Origin of the sequence: Paenibacillus sp. MER 180 (assembly GCF_023713665.1) — a bacterium.
Lineage (GTDB): Bacteria > Bacillota > Bacilli > Paenibacillales > Paenibacillaceae > Paenibacillus_B > Paenibacillus_B suaedae.
This window is the reverse complement of the sequence record NZ_JAMAVT010000002.1, coordinates 415,577-431,616: the sequence shown is the minus strand read 5'-3', so window position 1 is coordinate 431,616 and position 16,040 is coordinate 415,577. Positions and strand designations below refer to the sequence as shown.

At 45.6% G+C, this 16,040-nt stretch carries 22 protein-coding genes and 2 tRNA genes; 8 read left to right on the top strand and 16 right to left on the bottom strand.

Annotated elements, in window-relative coordinates:
• The first annotated feature begins 11 nt into the window (after nucleotides 1-11).
• Nucleotides 12-329, top strand: coding sequence for a rhodanese-like domain-containing protein (locus M3661_RS04625; RefSeq protein ID WP_021256701.1), 318 nt, complete (start codon nucleotides 12-14; stop codon nucleotides 327-329).
• Between the two features lie 39 nt (nucleotides 330-368).
• Here the strand turns inward: M3661_RS04625 and M3661_RS04620 are convergent, their stop codons facing one another.
• Nucleotides 369-884: a shikimate kinase gene (locus M3661_RS04620; protein ID WP_251482638.1), complete on the bottom strand. Its 516-nt coding sequence runs from the start codon at nucleotides 882-884 to the stop codon at nucleotides 369-371.
• Between the two features lie 227 nt (nucleotides 885-1,111).
• On the opposite strand from M3661_RS04620, the gene M3661_RS04615 reads away from it, so the two are divergent.
• Nucleotides 1,112-1,429 (top strand): hypothetical protein, encoded by a 318-nt coding sequence (locus M3661_RS04615; protein ID WP_021256703.1) that lies wholly within the window; start codon nucleotides 1,112-1,114, stop codon nucleotides 1,427-1,429.
• A gap of 72 nt (nucleotides 1,430-1,501) precedes the next feature.
• On the opposite strand, the gene gndA is transcribed toward M3661_RS04615, so the two are convergent.
• Both gndA and M3661_RS04605 read right to left on the bottom strand, forming a co-directional pair.
• On the bottom strand, nucleotides 1,502-2,911 hold the full coding sequence (gndA, locus tag M3661_RS04610) for an NADP-dependent phosphogluconate dehydrogenase (protein WP_251482636.1): 1,410 nt from the start codon (nucleotides 2,909-2,911) through the stop codon (nucleotides 1,502-1,504).
• Nucleotides 2,912-3,057: 146 nt separating this feature from the next.
• Nucleotides 3,058-3,654, bottom strand: a complete 597-nt coding sequence (locus M3661_RS04605) for a hypothetical protein (protein ID WP_021256705.1) — start codon at nucleotides 3,652-3,654, stop codon at nucleotides 3,058-3,060.
• Nucleotides 3,655-3,940: 286 nt separating this feature from the next.
• Here M3661_RS04605 and M3661_RS04600 point away from each other — a divergent pair, with 286 nt between their 5' ends.
• Complete coding sequence (locus M3661_RS04600) at nucleotides 3,941-4,570, top strand: YktB family protein (RefSeq protein WP_065290250.1); 630 nt, start codon at nucleotides 3,941-3,943, stop codon at nucleotides 4,568-4,570.
• Nucleotides 4,571-4,671: 101 nt separating this feature from the next.
• On the opposite strand, the gene M3661_RS04595 is transcribed toward M3661_RS04600, so the two are convergent.
• On the bottom strand, nucleotides 4,672-5,850 hold the full coding sequence (locus M3661_RS04595; RefSeq protein WP_065290249.1) for an MFS transporter: 1,179 nt from the start codon (nucleotides 5,848-5,850) through the stop codon (nucleotides 4,672-4,674).
• A gap of 207 nt (nucleotides 5,851-6,057) precedes the next feature.
• Between M3661_RS04595 and M3661_RS04590 the strand changes: the two genes are divergently transcribed.
• Entirely contained in the window at nucleotides 6,058-7,533 is a 1,476-nt protein-coding gene (locus M3661_RS04590; protein WP_065290248.1) for an aminotransferase class I/II-fold pyridoxal phosphate-dependent enzyme, read from the top strand.
• Between the two features lie 58 nt (nucleotides 7,534-7,591).
• On the opposite strand, the gene M3661_RS04585 is transcribed toward M3661_RS04590, so the two are convergent.
• Nucleotides 7,592-7,879, bottom strand: coding sequence for a DUF3055 domain-containing protein (locus tag M3661_RS04585; RefSeq protein ID WP_021256709.1), 288 nt, complete (start codon nucleotides 7,877-7,879; stop codon nucleotides 7,592-7,594).
• A gap of 200 nt (nucleotides 7,880-8,079) precedes the next feature.
• Between M3661_RS04585 and M3661_RS04580 the strand changes: the two genes are divergently transcribed.
• Nucleotides 8,080-8,490, top strand: coding sequence for a DUF1885 family protein (locus tag M3661_RS04580; RefSeq protein WP_065290247.1), 411 nt, complete (start codon nucleotides 8,080-8,082; stop codon nucleotides 8,488-8,490).
• Between the two features lie 119 nt (nucleotides 8,491-8,609).
• Here the strand turns inward: M3661_RS04580 and M3661_RS04575 are convergent, their stop codons facing one another.
• The 4 genes from M3661_RS04575 to M3661_RS04560 form a co-directional block, all read right to left on the bottom strand.
• Nucleotides 8,610-8,921 (bottom strand): DUF1292 domain-containing protein, encoded by a 312-nt coding sequence (locus M3661_RS04575; protein ID WP_021256711.1) that lies wholly within the window; start codon nucleotides 8,919-8,921, stop codon nucleotides 8,610-8,612.
• 110 nt (nucleotides 8,922-9,031) lie between these two features.
• Nucleotides 9,032-9,631 (bottom strand): stalk domain-containing protein, encoded by a 600-nt coding sequence (locus tag M3661_RS04570; protein WP_065290246.1) that lies wholly within the window; start codon nucleotides 9,629-9,631, stop codon nucleotides 9,032-9,034.
• Nucleotides 9,632-9,788: 157 nt separating this feature from the next.
• The gene (locus M3661_RS04565) at nucleotides 9,789-10,334 is read right to left on the bottom strand and encodes an N-acetylmuramoyl-L-alanine amidase (protein WP_065290245.1); all 546 of its coding nucleotides are present in this window, start codon (nucleotides 10,332-10,334) and stop codon (nucleotides 9,789-9,791) included.
• A gap of 146 nt (nucleotides 10,335-10,480) precedes the next feature.
• Complete coding sequence (locus M3661_RS04560; RefSeq protein WP_142543803.1) at nucleotides 10,481-10,684, bottom strand: hypothetical protein; 204 nt, start codon at nucleotides 10,682-10,684, stop codon at nucleotides 10,481-10,483.
• A gap of 161 nt (nucleotides 10,685-10,845) precedes the next feature.
• Between M3661_RS04560 and M3661_RS04555 the strand changes: the two genes are divergently transcribed.
• Nucleotides 10,846-11,583, top strand: a complete 738-nt coding sequence (locus tag M3661_RS04555) for an MBL fold metallo-hydrolase (RefSeq protein WP_065290244.1) — start codon at nucleotides 10,846-10,848, stop codon at nucleotides 11,581-11,583.
• Between the two features lie 72 nt (nucleotides 11,584-11,655).
• Here the strand turns inward: M3661_RS04555 and M3661_RS04550 are convergent, their stop codons facing one another.
• Nucleotides 11,656-11,889 (bottom strand): DUF3892 domain-containing protein, encoded by a 234-nt coding sequence (locus M3661_RS04550; RefSeq protein WP_021256716.1) that lies wholly within the window; start codon nucleotides 11,887-11,889, stop codon nucleotides 11,656-11,658.
• A gap of 104 nt (nucleotides 11,890-11,993) precedes the next feature.
• The gene (locus M3661_RS04545; RefSeq protein WP_021256717.1) at nucleotides 11,994-12,437 is read right to left on the bottom strand and encodes a GNAT family N-acetyltransferase; all 444 of its coding nucleotides are present in this window, start codon (nucleotides 12,435-12,437) and stop codon (nucleotides 11,994-11,996) included.
• 143 nt (nucleotides 12,438-12,580) lie between these two features.
• On the opposite strand from M3661_RS04545, the gene M3661_RS04540 reads away from it, so the two are divergent.
• Nucleotides 12,581-12,745, top strand: a complete 165-nt coding sequence (locus M3661_RS04540) for a hypothetical protein (RefSeq protein ID WP_162833935.1) — start codon at nucleotides 12,581-12,583, stop codon at nucleotides 12,743-12,745.
• Between the two features lie 88 nt (nucleotides 12,746-12,833).
• Here M3661_RS04540 and M3661_RS04535 read toward each other — a convergent pair whose 3' ends face one another.
• From M3661_RS04535 to M3661_RS04515, 5 genes are all read right to left on the bottom strand, one after another.
• Nucleotides 12,834-13,028 (bottom strand): hypothetical protein, encoded by a 195-nt coding sequence (locus M3661_RS04535; protein WP_251482634.1) that lies wholly within the window; start codon nucleotides 13,026-13,028, stop codon nucleotides 12,834-12,836.
• A 99-nt stretch (nucleotides 13,029-13,127) separates the two neighbouring features.
• Nucleotides 13,128-13,286, bottom strand: a complete 159-nt coding sequence (locus tag M3661_RS04530) for a hypothetical protein (RefSeq protein ID WP_161627341.1) — start codon at nucleotides 13,284-13,286, stop codon at nucleotides 13,128-13,130.
• Between the two features lie 316 nt (nucleotides 13,287-13,602).
• A tRNA-Val gene (locus tag M3661_RS04525) sits at nucleotides 13,603-13,678 on the bottom strand.
• Nucleotides 13,679-13,860: 182 nt separating this feature from the next.
• Nucleotides 13,861-14,532: a uracil-DNA glycosylase gene (locus M3661_RS04520; protein ID WP_285852831.1), complete on the bottom strand. Its 672-nt coding sequence runs from the start codon at nucleotides 14,530-14,532 to the stop codon at nucleotides 13,861-13,863.
• 162 nt (nucleotides 14,533-14,694) lie between these two features.
• Nucleotides 14,695-14,783 (bottom strand) — tRNA-Leu (locus M3661_RS04515).
• Between the two features lie 297 nt (nucleotides 14,784-15,080).
• Here M3661_RS04515 and M3661_RS04510 point away from each other — a divergent pair.
• On the top strand, nucleotides 15,081-15,965 hold the full coding sequence (locus M3661_RS04510) for a hypothetical protein (RefSeq protein ID WP_251482630.1): 885 nt from the start codon (nucleotides 15,081-15,083) through the stop codon (nucleotides 15,963-15,965).
• Nucleotides 15,966-16,040: the final 75 nt, after the last annotated feature.

Below are 16,040 nucleotides of genomic sequence, written 5' to 3'. Positions count from 1 at the left end.
GCCTAATCGTTATGAATCCAATTGCTCAAATTGATGTGGCTGTGTTGAAACAACGCCTAGAACGCGGCGAAGCACTAAATTTAATAGATGTACGGGAAGATGAGGAAGTCGCTCACGGAATGATTCCCGGTGCCAAGCATATCCCCATGAATGAAATCCCAGATCGTCTCGACGAAATCGAGCGGACGGAAGAAATCATTTTCATTTGTCGAAGCGGATATCGCAGCGAACGAGTATGCGAATACTTGCAGCATATCGGCTTGGAGGGCTGTGTCAATATGGAAGGCGGAATGCTCGCCTGGAGTCAATTGGAGCACACCTCTAAATAACGCCTCAAATAATCTGCACGCCCCTCCTGCTAGGGGCTTTTATTCACAATTGCCTTCGACCAGCTTACAAATGCGAGCAGCCAATTGCACAGCTGTCTCATGGTCGGTCAGAACTGTTGTATGTGCAAAATCATACAGTCCCTCGCGCTGCTGCATGAGCTTTGACACCCGTTCTTCCACATCGCCTTGAAGCAGCGGACGATTGCGATCCCGCTTCACACGCGACAGTATCGTCTCCTTGCTTGCTGCTAAATGCACGATGAAGCCTCCATTTCGCATCAGCTCTCGATTGCTCTCCTGGAGGACAATGCCACCACCCGTTGCAATGACATGCCTTGTCGGACTGTTCAATATTCCAGCTAGAACATGACTTTCTTGTTCTCGAAAATAAGCTTCTCCATCAGAGGCAAAGATATCAGGAATCGTACGGCCCTCTAGCGCGACCACAGCAGTATCCAAGTCTGCAAAGCTGCAGCCCAGCTTCTTGGCAACTTCTTGCCCAACCGTCGATTTCCCGGTGCCCATAAATCCGATTAAAATAATATGCTGCATCATTTCCAGCCTCGCTTCTCTAAGTCAAATGGCTCATCGTGAACGAGTAGGTCAGATGATGACCAATATGACGGTAAACTTCCCACATGATACCACACGTTTCTTTTATTCGACAATGGTGATAGGTATAAAATGAAGAAGTTCAACATAAAGATGAATAATAGCCCTGCCATCGTCAATGAAATCAAGAAATCGTCTAGTGCCATTTTTTATGTAGGAGTGAATGAGACATGCCCCAATTGCCTGTCCCAGAACCGCATCCATCCAAATCGACCATTCAGCGCTCCACATCTGTTCGCCTGGCTCGTATTATGGATTCGAATCACCCATTGTGCAGGGAAGACATCGTATGGGCGCTGAATGTAATTAAGCAGCAGCTCACAGATTATCCTGACAAGTGGGCTATGCTTGAGCCGAATCAATTGGTTCGCCGCTTCCATAGCTATGCCGAAATCTCTTCTCTGCTCGTGTACAGCAGCAGTTATGGACAAGAATCGGATCGGATTCGCAAATATTTGGCTGAACTTGTATCCGGTTTATATGAATGAATGCGAATAATCAACCGTACGCAAAAACAACGCCGAGTCCTAAGCAGGCTCGGCGTTGTTTTTTGATCTCTATTATGACATCCAGTTGTAATGGAATGTTCCTACTTTGTCTACACGCTTGAATGTATGCGCACCGAAGTAGTCGCGTTGTGCTTGCAGCAAGTTCGCTGGCAAGCGCTCTGTGCGATAGCTGTCGAAGTAAGCAAGTGCACTTGCGAATCCTGGAACAGGAACGCCGTATGCAACCGCAGTGCTGATGACTTCGCGCCAAGCGTCTTGGTACGTTTCCACGATATTTTGGAAATATGGATCAAGCAGCAAATTCTTCAGCTCTGGTTCGCGGTCGTAAGCTTCTTTGATGTTCTGCAAGAAGCGGGAACGGATAATGCAGCCGCCGCGGAAGATCATTGCGATCTCACCATAGCGAAGGTTCCAGTCGAACTCTTCGGAAGCTGCACGCATTTGTGCGAAGCCTTGCGCGTAAGATACGATCTTGGACGCGTACAAAGCCTTGCGGATGCTCTCGATGAATGCCTCCTTGTCTCCAGTGAATGCAGGGGTCTTCGGCCCTTTCAACACTTTGCTCGCTACAACGCGCTCGTCCTTCAATGCGGACAAGAAGCGGGAGAATACGGATTCCGTAATCATGGACAATGGCACGCCAAGATCAAGCGCGCTTTGGCTTGTCCATTTACCCGTACCTTTTTGACCGGCAGAGTCAAGAATGACGTCAACCATTGGCTTGCCTGTTTCTTCATCGTACTTGGAGAAGATATCTGTTGTAATTTCAATCAGATAGCTGTCAAGCTCGCCTTTGTTCCATTCGCCGAAGATGGAGTGAAGCTCTTTAGCACTTACACCCAGTACATTCGTAAGCAAATGATAAGCTTCACAAATCAATTGCATGTCGCCATACTCGATGCCGTTGTGAACCATCTTAACATAGTGGCCAGCACCGTCCGGCCCAATATATGTACAGCAAGGGTCGCCGCCTACTTTTGCTGAAATGCTTGTCAAAATTGGCTCAACCAAGCGATAAGCGCTTTCTTGGCCGCCAGGCATGATTGCAGGGCCTTTCAATGCGCCCTCTTCACCGCCGGATACGCCTGTTCCGATGAAGCGGAAGCCCTTCTCTTCCAAGTACTTGCTGCGACGCTGTGTATCAGGGAAATGAGCGTTACCGCCATCAATAATAATATCGCCTTGATCCAAGTGTGGAAGCAACTGCTCAATCGTTGCATCTGTAGCTTGTCCAGCTTGTACCATAATCAAAATTTTACGTGGTGCTTCAAGAGATTGTACGAATTCCTCAATGGAATATGTACCAGTCAGGTTCTTGCCTACTGCTTCGGCAATGAGTGCATCTGTCTTCTCGCGGGAACGGTTGTATACCGATACTGTGAAGCCGCGGCTCTCGATGTTAAGCGCCAGGTTCTTACCCATTACGGCAAGGCCAATGACACCGATTTGATTGTTAGCCATATGGTTGTTCCACCCTTTATCCATAAATTTATATAGTTTGCATTACGCTTATTGTACAGCACAGCAAAACACCCTGCAACCATCTCGCCCTTGCAATTCATCCATACATTTGGCGGATGGGAGGGTGATTAAACCATGAATAACAATTACCATTCCAGCTGAATCATCTCGGAGCGAAGCTCATTCAGCTTCTCTTTGCATCTCTCTATAACAGCTATTTTTTGCTCATTCATTGCCTCAAACAGCTCCGCGAGCACATAATCCATTTCGAGCCGCAGCACACGCATACGCTGCTCTGCCCGATTGGATAAGAATGCCTGCATCATCTCCTCAGTAGTTACAATAGGCCTCTTCTGATACAATACGCGCTGCTTCGGCCCTATGACCTCAACCAGACGAATTCGTTCGCCGAACAAAATATTCTCGATAAAAATCTGTCTATCTTTGAACCGTTTGACGACCGCATGCCCGCGTGAATCGCCGATCAGTTTTTCCATAAAGTCAGCCAGCTTCTCGTCCCGAATCGTATAGTCGCCGACAATTTTGTAGCGCTGCTCCATACGTTGGAACCGAAGTTTGACCAACTTCCTTCCTGTTCGGATAGATACGATAAATAGCGATTCATTTTCACTCCAATACAAGGAATAACCTTCTTGTATAAGATCACGGATGAGGTTCTGGATTTGCCGACGGTCAAAGCGTAGCTCCAGGTTGCAGTATTCCACCTCGTCGCTGCGATTCACGGCAATCCCTCCTTACCTTGTCGTATACTCCATCATATGATTCATCAACTTGGATTATTGACTGGATTTCCAAACAAGAGGCTTGTTCCACCAAAATATAATAATTATAATTTGATAAACATTCTCAATATATTATGATATACTGAGTGGGTGACTGCTTGTTCGACACAGGCAACATGCACGGATTACTTGATGTTTAAATTCCCGAGCGAGTAAGTAAGTGAGTTTCGATAGCTTCTGTACCAGCTCGTGTATAGATGACAACAGCTTAGAAAGGAAGAGATGAATGACGTTTTCTGGATTTTCTCCTTCAGATTTTGAAACCTTTACAATTGAGGGGCTTGATGCCCGTATGGAGGCCATTCGTGATCGTATTCAACCGAAATTCCGCACCATTGGAGAACAGCTAATTAGTGATGTAGCGATGCACAGCGGAACTGAAATGTTCCTCCATATTGCGAAGCATGCTCGTCGTACGGTTAATCCGCCGAAGGATACATGGCTTGCCATTGGGCCGAACAAACGCGGATACAAATCCCTTCCCCATTTCCAGGTTGGCTTGTTCGATGATCATGTCTTTATTTGGCTGGCTTTCATTTATGAGGTGGCGAACAAGCGCAACATTGCACAGGCGATGCTTGATGACCAAAAACAACTTAGAAGCATCATCCCTAATAATTATGTATTGTCCATGGATCATATGAAGAAAGACGCCGACCAAATCGGAGATCTGAGTGAGACGGAGATGGCTGACAAGCTTACCCGCTTCCGGGATATCAAGTCGGCAGAATGGCTGGTTGGACGCCACGTTCCGATGAATGATCCACTGCTGCAGAACGGTGAGGCCTTTATGGAGCTTGCTAGGCAGACGTTCACGACGTTAATGCCACTGTACCGGTTGGCTGTCGAGGCTTAATTAACGTCATACAACGTCATATAGCGACACTCAACAAAAAACTGCGCTCAGCGATTACGTAACCAGCAATCGCCAAGCGCAGTTTTTGCACATGTTCTTGTTTATGCAGTTGTGTTCGCGGCCGTCTGATTTCGATCCAGCACAGCAAAGCGGATGAGAAGCCAAATCGCAGCAACACATAAGACTGCTCCGATTATGTAAGGAAGATTCATGTTCCATCCGAACAGCCCCGTGGCAAGCAGCGGCCCTGTAATACGGCCAAAGCTGTCCATCGAAGAATTCAAACCTGAAGCAACACCCTGGCTAACCGTCGTTTTCTGTGTAATCAATGAAGTTACACACGGGCGGATCAAGGCATTGCCGATACCGAACACGCATAAGTAAATGGTTGCGTCGACAACACTTGAGGACAACAAGAGCAGCAAAAATCCTACAGCAGATATAATCAGACCTACCGCAATCGCCTTCTTCTCTCCTCCACTCTTGATGTAGCGTCTTACAACCCCACCTTGAACAAGCGCACCTGAAAGGCCACAGAAGAAGAACATGTATCCGATCTGCTCCTCTGTAATTCCTGGGATTCTAGCTGCTTCAAAATACAATAGCGTCGCTTCCAATCCTGCCAGCGTAAAGGTAACAAAGAAGGACAATACATACAAATACTTCATTCGTCCCGTAAAGGCTGTCCAGCGTGAAGGAGCCGATTCGCGGCTTCCCTTGCGCTCCTCAGGAGTCAGCGATTCCTTAAGTAATACGAAGCCTAGCACGCATGTGATAAATGTCAATGCTGAAGCTGCGAAAAAGGGCGTATTATAACCGTATCTGCTTAAAATACCGCCAAAGGCTGGCCCAAATGTAAAACCTAGCCCAATCGACATTCCAACAAAGGCCATACCCTTCGTGCGTTGCTCAGGTGTCGTGATATCGGCGACGTAGGCAACAATAACTGAAGCTACAGCACCAGAGAAGATGCCTCCCAATGCGCGGGAAACATACATCATCCAAAGCTCACCGTTCGCTAATCCGAACAGCAGATAACTTATACTGAACCCGAGAGTCCCGATAAGGATGATGGGACGCCGACCAACCTTCTCCGACAATGCTCCCCATATTGGAGACACCACGAACGCAATTAATGAATAGATCGAGAGCATAAGCCCCAAATGAAATTCATTGGCGCCTGCATTCGTTATCATTCGAGGCAGAACCGGAATCACGATACCGAAGCCAATGAACACCATCATCAGCATGAACATGACAACGGACATTTTCTTTTTCATGACAATTCCCTCCGATATGTACATCCTATCACACCATACCTTGAAACGAAAATGAATAAAGTGCGAATACTTATTCATGCTCCCCCCTTACTATAGAGGAAAAAGATCTTGCATTCCGGGTCGTTTTTGTTAAACTAAACCTTGTTTGCGCAGGACACGCCATGCGCAGCTTAGTAGATTGCCAACATGAAAGGTTGTGATACGGCGATGAACCATCATCGGACGCCCTTATTTACCGCACTTACGGAACATGCCTCCAATAATCCGGTGCAGTTCCACATTCCAGGTCATAAAAAAGGCGCAGGGACAGATGCAGAATTCCGAAGCTTTATCGGAGATCAGGCGCTCTCTATAGATCTGATTAACATTGCTCCGCTTGATGACTTGCACCAGCCTACTAGCGTCATCGCCGAGGCGCAGCAACTTGCTGCTGACGCACTAGGTGCCGATTATACGCTCTTCAGCGTACAAGGCACAAGCAGCGCAATCATGACAATGATTATGTCCGTATGCTCTCCAGGAGATAAAATTCTGGTTCCACGCAATGTTCATAAATCGATCATGTCCGCCATTATTTTCGCCGGTGCAAAGCCTGTATTCGTCTCGCCAGCGCGCGATGCGAATTTAGGAATCGATCACGGCATCACAACCAGCTCGGTACGCAGAGCCTTGGAGAAACACCCAGATACGAAAGCAGTGCTCGTCATTAATCCAACGTACTTTGGGATTTGCGCGAACTTGAAGGAGATTGTCGACTTAGCACATTCTTACGATATTCCTGTACTTGTTGATGAAGCACATGGTGTTCTTATTCATTTCCACGAAAAGCTGCCGATGTCAGCCATGCAGGCCGGTGCCGATATGGCTGCGACAAGTGTGCATAAGCTGGGCGGTTCACTAACCCAGAGTTCTGTGCTTAATGTAAATACGAAAAATGGACTCGTGAATCATCAGCGTGTACAAACCATATTCAGCATGCTGACAACGACTTCCACTTCCTATATATTGCTGGCATCTTTGGATACATCCCGTCGCAACTTGGCTCTTAACGGTCATGAAATGGCGGAACATACCATTGAACTGGCCGAATTTGCCCGTCAGCAAATTAATGAAATTCCTAGCCTGTACTGTTTTGGCGAAGAGATTCTCGGCGGAGAAGCGACTTACAGCTATGATCCGACGAAACTGACCATTCATGTCCGCCATTTGGGGATAACCGGTTATGAAACGGAGAACTGGCTGCGGGAGCACTACAACATCGAAGTCGAACTGAGCGATATGTACAATATTCTCTGTCTCGTCACGCCGGGCGACTCCAAGGAGACGATCAACATTCTGCTCCGCGCATTGCGCGACTTGTCCAGTCTTCACCATGAACGCAATGAAGTACAGGAGCTCGTCGTCAAAATTCCGGAGATTCCGCAGTTGTCCCTCATTCCGCGCGATGCCTTCTATGCGGATACTGAGGTCATACCTTTTAAGGAGTCTGCAGGACGAATTATTGCAGAATTTATATACGTTTATCCGCCTGGCATTCCGATCTTGCTTCCAGGCGAAGTCATCTCGCAAGAAAACATCAATTATATTCGTGATCACGTCGATATTGGGCTTCCGGTTAAGGGACCAGAAGATCGCAATATTGAATTTGTTAAGGTTATTCGTGAGGAACGCGCGATCTTCTAATGCACAATACAGGGTGCCCCATATCGGGGCACCCTGTATTCATTCTCTGCAGGATCATTCAGTATTGATCCTGCACCTCGAGTGGATGTATTCGCGTAAGCAACAGCTGCGCCGCTTCACTTGCCGCCTCAGCATGAGGCAAATTGAATTTGACTTGGAGAATTTCTGGACGCAAATCGTCGGCACATAATAATGTCGAACGACCAGTCTGCATACATACAACTAATGTCTTGCCGATAAAATGATCGGAATAAATGAGTGCGAAATCATAACGAATCTGTTCTGTGGCCCAACCGACAAAGGTAACATTTGCTTGCTCCGAAACTTCATACAAATGGTCAAACATCGCACACCTCCTCGGGATATCCTTTTCCAAGAACACAAACCATTTAATGGTTATACGATCGAGTATAACATAAATCGCGTTCCTAGAACAAGATTCGAACTTCATTTCCATGTAAATATTGCCATCACATTCAGTCAAATGGTATGATGTAAGCGATTCGTGCTATAAGTAGAAGATGTCCCAAGGGGAGGATAGATTCGATGAGTCAAAGCGCATTCATTACGTTTGTCGATGGTTCGGAGGTTGCGTCCATTACATTAGATGAATTGAAGGGCCAACTTCTCCATTACCGGGAACAAACCCAATTAACCGGAGAACAATTAGGCTGGGATTATGCCGAGGCTGCCTTTCCATATACAATTGAAACAAAGCCCGGGCAAGAGCAGGAATGGTTCTATTTAAAAGGTTCCAATCCATTATATCGACATATCGTATTTGGTGTTGGTGAGAAAGAGGATTCCCGCCGCTACGTGCAAATGGTTCTGCCTGACGATGCCACTCACGGAGACAAGGCCAAAGGGAACGAGTTGTGCAAATATTTGGCGAAAAAGTGGAAAGCGGAACTTACGCTGTTCAACGGTAGAATTATGTATTACAATCCACGCAAATAAGAGCATCTATAAGAATATCCCAATTGATCCGCTCCGAACGGAATCATGCTCTAAAAAAGAACAAGCCCCGGAATTCTCCGGAGCTTGTTCCATACCTGTATATTGGCAGAGCGAATGAATTACTCGCCTTGCTCAGCTACCAATTCGTTGTATGCTTGCTGTACGCGTTCCCACTCAGCGTCATCTTCGATAGGAAGCATTGCCATTTCTTCGCCTTGCTCTTCCAGACGTACGATAATGCCGTCCGCTTCTGGATCGTTGCGTTGGAGAAGAAGTGCATATAGCTGCTCGTCGACGTTGAACGTCTCGACCATCGTCATGTCGATTTCGTTGCCGTCTTCGTCTACCATTGTAATAATCAATTCATGATCGTGATCGTGGTCGTGATCATGATCGTGTCCACATCCGCAATCATGGTTATGTTCGCTCATGAGTAAATCTCCTTTATGTTCAGGTAGTGGTTATACTCACGTATCGTACCACTTTCTGCGAAAGAGGTCAACGAACGCCTACTCGCTTCAGTATGTATAATAACCAAAAGCTAAGGTTTAGATATTGCAGGCAACTTTTTCTGAGATATAAGGGTGAATTCACCATTCTTCTGTCTCAAATAACAAGAGATCATATAGTCGCCCTTGGCCTTGAAATCATACTTATGCTCATTCGTACGGAACCAGAAATTATCTTCATTTGTTGGAACACTCGATTCCTGAAGCTCCGTTGTCTTCCCTTTCGGATCTGTGATCGTAATCTTGATCGCATCAACTGTCGACTGCAAACTGTCGACTTGGACGAATACTGTAAAGGAGGTCTTCCCCGTCTCGACTTTGCCAAATGTTTTATTGTCCTTGAACAGCAGCAAGTCCACATTAGGCTTGTCAATTACAACCTTCTTATTGGCATCATCCCAGAATATAAATGCCTGAAGTGCTTCTTGTATTTGTCGTACAGACAAATAAGCACGTCCATCTATCATATACCCGCCTTCATTTACCGCATTCCCATTCAGAACAACATCAATCTTCTCAGCCACTGGAGCGGCTTGCGCAGAACTAGGTGCGACATCTGTCTGTGCCGATGCATACGCTCCACCCACAATAGAACCAAGCAGAACGAATGCTGCAAGTCTCCTGCATTTCATCTCGTTACCCCCAAATTTCTTTGTTGTAAAGTTATACTCCAATCATGCTTTAGAGTTGCGCCTAATTCGCAAATAACTCTCATGTGCATTCATACTATCATGAACAAAGCCATGAACTATTTCGCCTGCAAAAACTTGTGGTATGCCAGCAATGCTCTCACCCTTCCTTCATATGCCGCAAATCCTCATATAACCGGCTCCATGGAAAGTTAGGGCCTGGACAGTTCGCTTTTCTTATGGCATCGATCTGAAAATGTCCCAACACATGTTCATAATCCAAGGAGATCCAATGTCCCCACTTCTCCATTACATATCGTTGTATATAACGATGCAAACGAAGACATGCCTGATACTGTTCGTCTGTCAGCAGCCCGTCCATTCCTTCATGCTCGATTGATACCGCATATCGATTAGGATTCATTCCTTTTTCACGTACAACAAAAGCAGGCGCTAAGGCAATTCGTTCTCCTTCTAGTCCTTGTGATAATGCCATTCGCTCAATGGATACATATTGATGAATTGTCCCATTCTTGGACACTGCAAAATGAGCTGAAGAAATCTTGTTGTCAGGACATGTGTACCATGCATCTAGACTCGTTAAGCTCTGAGCAGAAATATGATTCACAATAATTGCAGGGATCTCCCCCTTGCGATCACTCGAATTGGTATGCTCATTTCCCTTCCATACAATCTCCAACTGCATCACGATCCCCCCATTGTTCAATAGGTAGACGATTGTAGGTGATTCGCGCGATCCGGAAATCCATTATGTCCCGGGAAATGATTGGGTGTGCAACAGACATGTTATCACCCCGGGAACATGTACCCTATTGTGTAGGGTAGGGACAATTAGCCGCCCAGTTTGGTCCGGGTTAATATACAGGGAACGCCATTTCCAACTGCGCCTGGCTGAGACATCCGCTCCACATAATCCATCCCGCGCGTGCAGGGTGTCTTACACACTTCACACCGATCTGAAGTTACTATTTTCATCGTGAACTGTTCACGACCAGATTGTAAACTCGTCTTCTTTTTGCCCTTCCCCTTCGTCATGCCCTTCACCCGCTTCATGTGCATTTCACGTTGCCTGCCGCTTCCGGCCGAACCTGATTATTGCACATTATGCAGATTGCGCTGCCTTGCTTGTGCATTTATCCCAGACATGGTACAGTATAGGCGTAATTCTAGCCTTGTCAGCCAATAGGAGGATGAAGATGAACCTTCACATACAAATGTTAGGGACAGGCAGTGCATTTGCCAAATCATACTTCAATAACAACGGATTACTTTACTCTGGTGGATTCACACTGCTCATCGACTGTGGAATTACGGCACCGATGGCTCTACACCATTTGAATAAGTCATTCTCTGACATCGATGGTGTTCTTATCTCTCATATTCATGCTGATCATGTTGGGGGATTAGAAGAATTGGCCTTCCAGATGAAGTTCAAATATGGACGTAAGCCAAAACTGTACATAGCTTCTCCACTCGTATCCGTATTATGGGAGCATACATTGAAGGGTGGACTAACCCAGGAGGGAATAAGCTGCTTAGAGGATGTATTCGATGTACATGCAATTGAGCCAGGGCAGCCCTATGACATTGCAGCGGGTCTTACCGTCGAATTATTAGAGACTCCACATATTGAAGGCAAGCGCAGCTTCTCTCTTCTTATCAACAATCATTTTTTCTACAGCGCTGATATGCAGTTCCAGCCGGAACTGCTTCACCGCTTAGTTGAACAGCGTGGAGTAACCACCATCTTCCATGACTGTCAATTAGGCGGGAATGGAGAGGTTCATGCGACATTGGCAGAGCTCTTGACGCTTCCAGATACACTGCAGAAGCTTACCTTCCTCATGCACTATGGAGATGAACGGCCGCAGTACGAAGGGCATACTGGCGCCATGTCCTTTGTCGATCAACACCAGCTCTATACAATCGAATAATACACCAAAGAGCACTTTACAACGACCCAATTTGGCCGCTGCAAGTGCTCTTTCGTTATGTCTTCTATACCGTTATTGGAAAGTCGGCAAATTATCCAGATTGTTGCTTGGATCACCATCAGCATCTCCACGAAGATAAGTACCGCCGTCTCTTCCCTTGAAGGCATTCACACCCGCAATTTCTCCATTTTGCACGGCTTGAAGAGCCTGCTCGTAATTTAAGATTCGGCCTGTATTCGTTTGGAACGCCGTTAGATCCCCGTCCCCATTCTTCTGAACAGCTACAATGGATTCTCGCTGTGACATGCGAACATCATCCTCCTAACTATATACATCCTACATTAGATGCGTTTGTTAGGTAGAGTGTCCATAACCCACAACTTTTATGAACCGAAAATCGTTACAACGAATTACAGCTTCTTCTCCATGCGAATATGAGGAATACCCGCATCCAAGAATGGCTCCTCTGACACTGTCTCATACCCTAAAGAATGATAGAACCCTTCCGCTTGGCACTGACCGTCCAGCACGCATTTCTCCACACCGTGTTTCCGGGCGATTTGCTCCAGACCTACCATTAAAACTCTTCCAATCCCTTTCCCGCGGAATGGCTTTCTTACTGCAATACGCTGCATCTTAGCAGTGAATTCATCCAACAGCTTCACTCGTCCTGTTGCAGCGTACTGTCCGTCTGACATCAGCAGGACGTGAAAGGCCGGAGCATCCAAGTTATCGTACTCGTCACATTCTTCTTCTTCCGGTACATGTTGCTCAGCAACGAATACTTCCTTTCGTATCGCAATACACTCGTCCAATTGTTCCTGTGTCTTAACCTCAATGATTTCAGCAGCCACTCCCGCTCACCTCCGAATGAAATGTTGCAACAGCGATTATGTATAATATCTTAGCTGCTGCAAACGAATTTATATTATACAAAAAAATGAATTTCATGTATAGTTGCAATAACGGACACGCTTACATTAGCAAGGGGTACACGATGGATCCGATACTGGCTACAGTAATCGCAGTTGTTGTCATGGTAGTAGGCATGGTGCTTCTGCTTCTCTACGTGACGAAGAAAGCCTACGCACGTAAATGGGATGCAGAAGAGCCTATAGACAGCACAGCTAGGCAGCCCAATCATTCATCCAACACAGATTAATGAAGCATAATGAACGACATTTATGAAGAAAACAGCCCTGGAGATCCTTAGGATCTCTAGGGCTGTCGGCCACTTGTATGGTTATACTCTAGGGCTCATACACTTCCTCAATAATTGGCTTACCATACACATCCTCATAGATCGGTATCTTCTTCTCTACAGGATCAATCCCAGGATAGAAGCGACTTGCGTCGACAGCGTTCATACTAAGCCCAACAAGCAGGACGCCCGTGATGATTCCGGCCAACATTACCACGCCTATTACGTTCCATCGTCTACACATGCTGCTACCCCCGCTAACAACACTAATAACTTCACGATATAGCCCCTATTCTCACCGTAAAGTTAATCCCTTAAACATCTCATGCCCTTGCTCATGACTTCATTCCTTCTTGCTGGTATCCTCTTCAACTGAGCGAAGCCATACAAATTGCTCATCATGCTTTGTACTATCAAAGATGAGAAGCTTGGATAAAAACCAACAGACAACCGCTACGATCCCGAACACACCGATTATCCATACACTCAATTCGGCTCCCATAACCCAACCTCCTCCGCTTGTCCCCATTCAATAGCGAAACATTCGTTATACCTTCACTATATGAAAGCAGTTGCAAGTTTAGTTCTTGCAATTACGAACAAAATAAAAAAGCATCCTTCACCCGTTAGATACGAATGAGAGATGCTTGGTCTTGTAATAATATATATTTCGAGGGACACACACTCGCTTCCCCTGCAAAGTATCATCTGTCGCATCACTTTCATTGAGCAAAGAAGATTCTGCTGCAGGTTTACACTGTTCAAAGGAATAGAAATAGAAAAAGCCTTGAGAATCAAGGCTTTTGATGTTAAAAGTATGGTGATCTGTAGTGGGCTCGAACCACTGACCCCCACCCTGTCAAGATGGTGCTCTCCCAGCTGAGCTAACAGATCGTGTTTATTAACAAATTTAATATAACATCAATATATTACCATGTCAATTACTAGAGATGACTTTTCCTGAATGATCGGCAGCCACATGAACCACTTTCATAGTATATCGCTCACACCTTCTTACAAGCATACAACAACTTACTATTCCATGAAAGCAGCTCACGATGACGCCTATTCCTTATTTAGATATTAGGGACTTGCCAGTCGATCTCCTGCTCGCCCCATTCGCGCAGCTTATTATTAATTATCGAGTACGGCTTGCTCCCAAAGAACCCACGATGTGCAGACAATGGACTTGGATGCGGCGCTTGTACAATATAATGCTTTGACAAATCAATCATGCTCGCCTTCGCTTGTGCATGGCTTCCCCATAGAACAAATATGATTGGGCGATCTCTATCATTCAACAATTGAATGATACGATCGGTGAACTTCTCCCAGCCCTTCCCGCGATGTGATGCTGCTTGTCCTTGTTCGACGGTCAGTACTGTGTTAAGCATGAGGACGCCTTGCTTGGCCCAGTGCAGCAAGCTTCCGTTGTTCGGCATCTTCAGACCAACATCTGCCGCCCCCTCTTTGAACATGTTCTGAAGTGAAGGCGGCAGCTTAACACCCGGTTGAACGGAGAAGCTTAACCCATGAGCTTGTCCTGGCCCATGATAAGGATCTTGGCCAACGATGACAATCTTCGTATCCGCATAGGACGTCGCATTCAATGCAGAAAATATAAGTTCATATGGCGGATAAATGACTGCACGCTCGTATTCTTCTCGAAGCCAGCCCCACAGCTGCTTGAAATATGGCTTTCTAACTTCCTCATGAAGCAATTCCGCCCAATCATTCTGTACATGCATTCCCACTGTACATTCCCCTTCCATGTCGGTATCTATTAGTCTATTACGATTATTATGTAATCCTCAAATCATTTCACATTTCATATTAAAAAAGAGTATAAAGCAAAAAACTCCTCACTTGTTCAAGGCCTGAACAGGAAAGGAGTTCTCATCATCAATACGTGGTGCCGAGGACCGGGATCGAACCGGTACGGTAGTCACCTACCGCAGGATTTTAAGTCCTGTGCGTCTGCCAATTCCGCCACCCCGGCATATTTGCCACATCGTCATGTGGTTCAATATGCTGCATCATTGCGCACTACAAGCTGCTCATCCACTTTCGCTTCAAAACACTGTACATCGCAACCGACAAGATATAATATATCATACGCCTTCATATGATGTCAACAATAAATTTATCAATGTGAATGTTCGCAATTGAACATTCATCATCTGGCCTTTTTCCTCCTATTGAATTATCTTCACACCAATTTTGTTCCATTATTTTCATTGGAATATTGGGCTTTTGTCGTACAATAAAACTACTACCATCTAGGAGGATCCGGGCAGTGAAGCGAATGACTACCCTACTATGTGTTTCTTTTTCTTTCATACTCCTTTCAGGCTGTTCTAGCATCTCGCAATCCTCATATGACGATGTGGTATCTGCGAACGAGAACCTGACCGCTAAAGTAAGAAATCTGCAACAGGAAAATACACAATTGAAAGGTACAATTAACGATTTAAAGAAAGAAATCGATGATATCAAAAATGGAGCTGACCGCATGCTTGCCGGAGCGAAGGATAGTCTTACTAAAGGGGCATTAGGCAACGCAAAGGACAAACTAAATGCTTTAATGAAGAAACATCCCGGAAGCAAGGAAGCAGGCATCGCCAAAACATTGATTTCGCAAATTGAAGAAAAAGAGCGTAAGAAGATCGAGGCCGAGCAGTTGGAGAAAAAACGTAAACAAGCGGCGGAAGAAAAGCGCTTGGCGCAAGCACTATCTAAGATGAGAAAAAGTGTAGATGAAGTCAAAAGTATTACCTGGTATTATGACAAAACTTCACCTCACTATGCGAATGAGAACAGTTTCTTCTTATATATAGGGAAAGAAGCAAATATATCTTGGCTGCGGTTGCGTATTCAATACGAAGCTGAAAATTGGCTGTTCATCGAGAAGTACACATTGAAAGTCGATGATAAGACCTATTCCATCTTCCCTAATAGGGATGAGATCATCCGAGATAATAATACCCGAATCTGGGAATGGGCCGACGTCGCTCCATCTGAATCAGATATCTCAATGATTCGCGCCATTATTAAATCAAAGAAAACCATCATTCGCCATGAAGGCGATACTTATTATGATGACCGTACGATAACAAAAAAAGAAAAGGCTGCACTCCAAAATGTCCTCGATGCCTACGATGCGTTGCAAAAAAGAAAATAGCGACACAAAAAAGGAAGCCCCTCCGCAAAACGTTGCAAAGCGGGCTCCCTTAGATCCTCAATAATAAAAAAACAC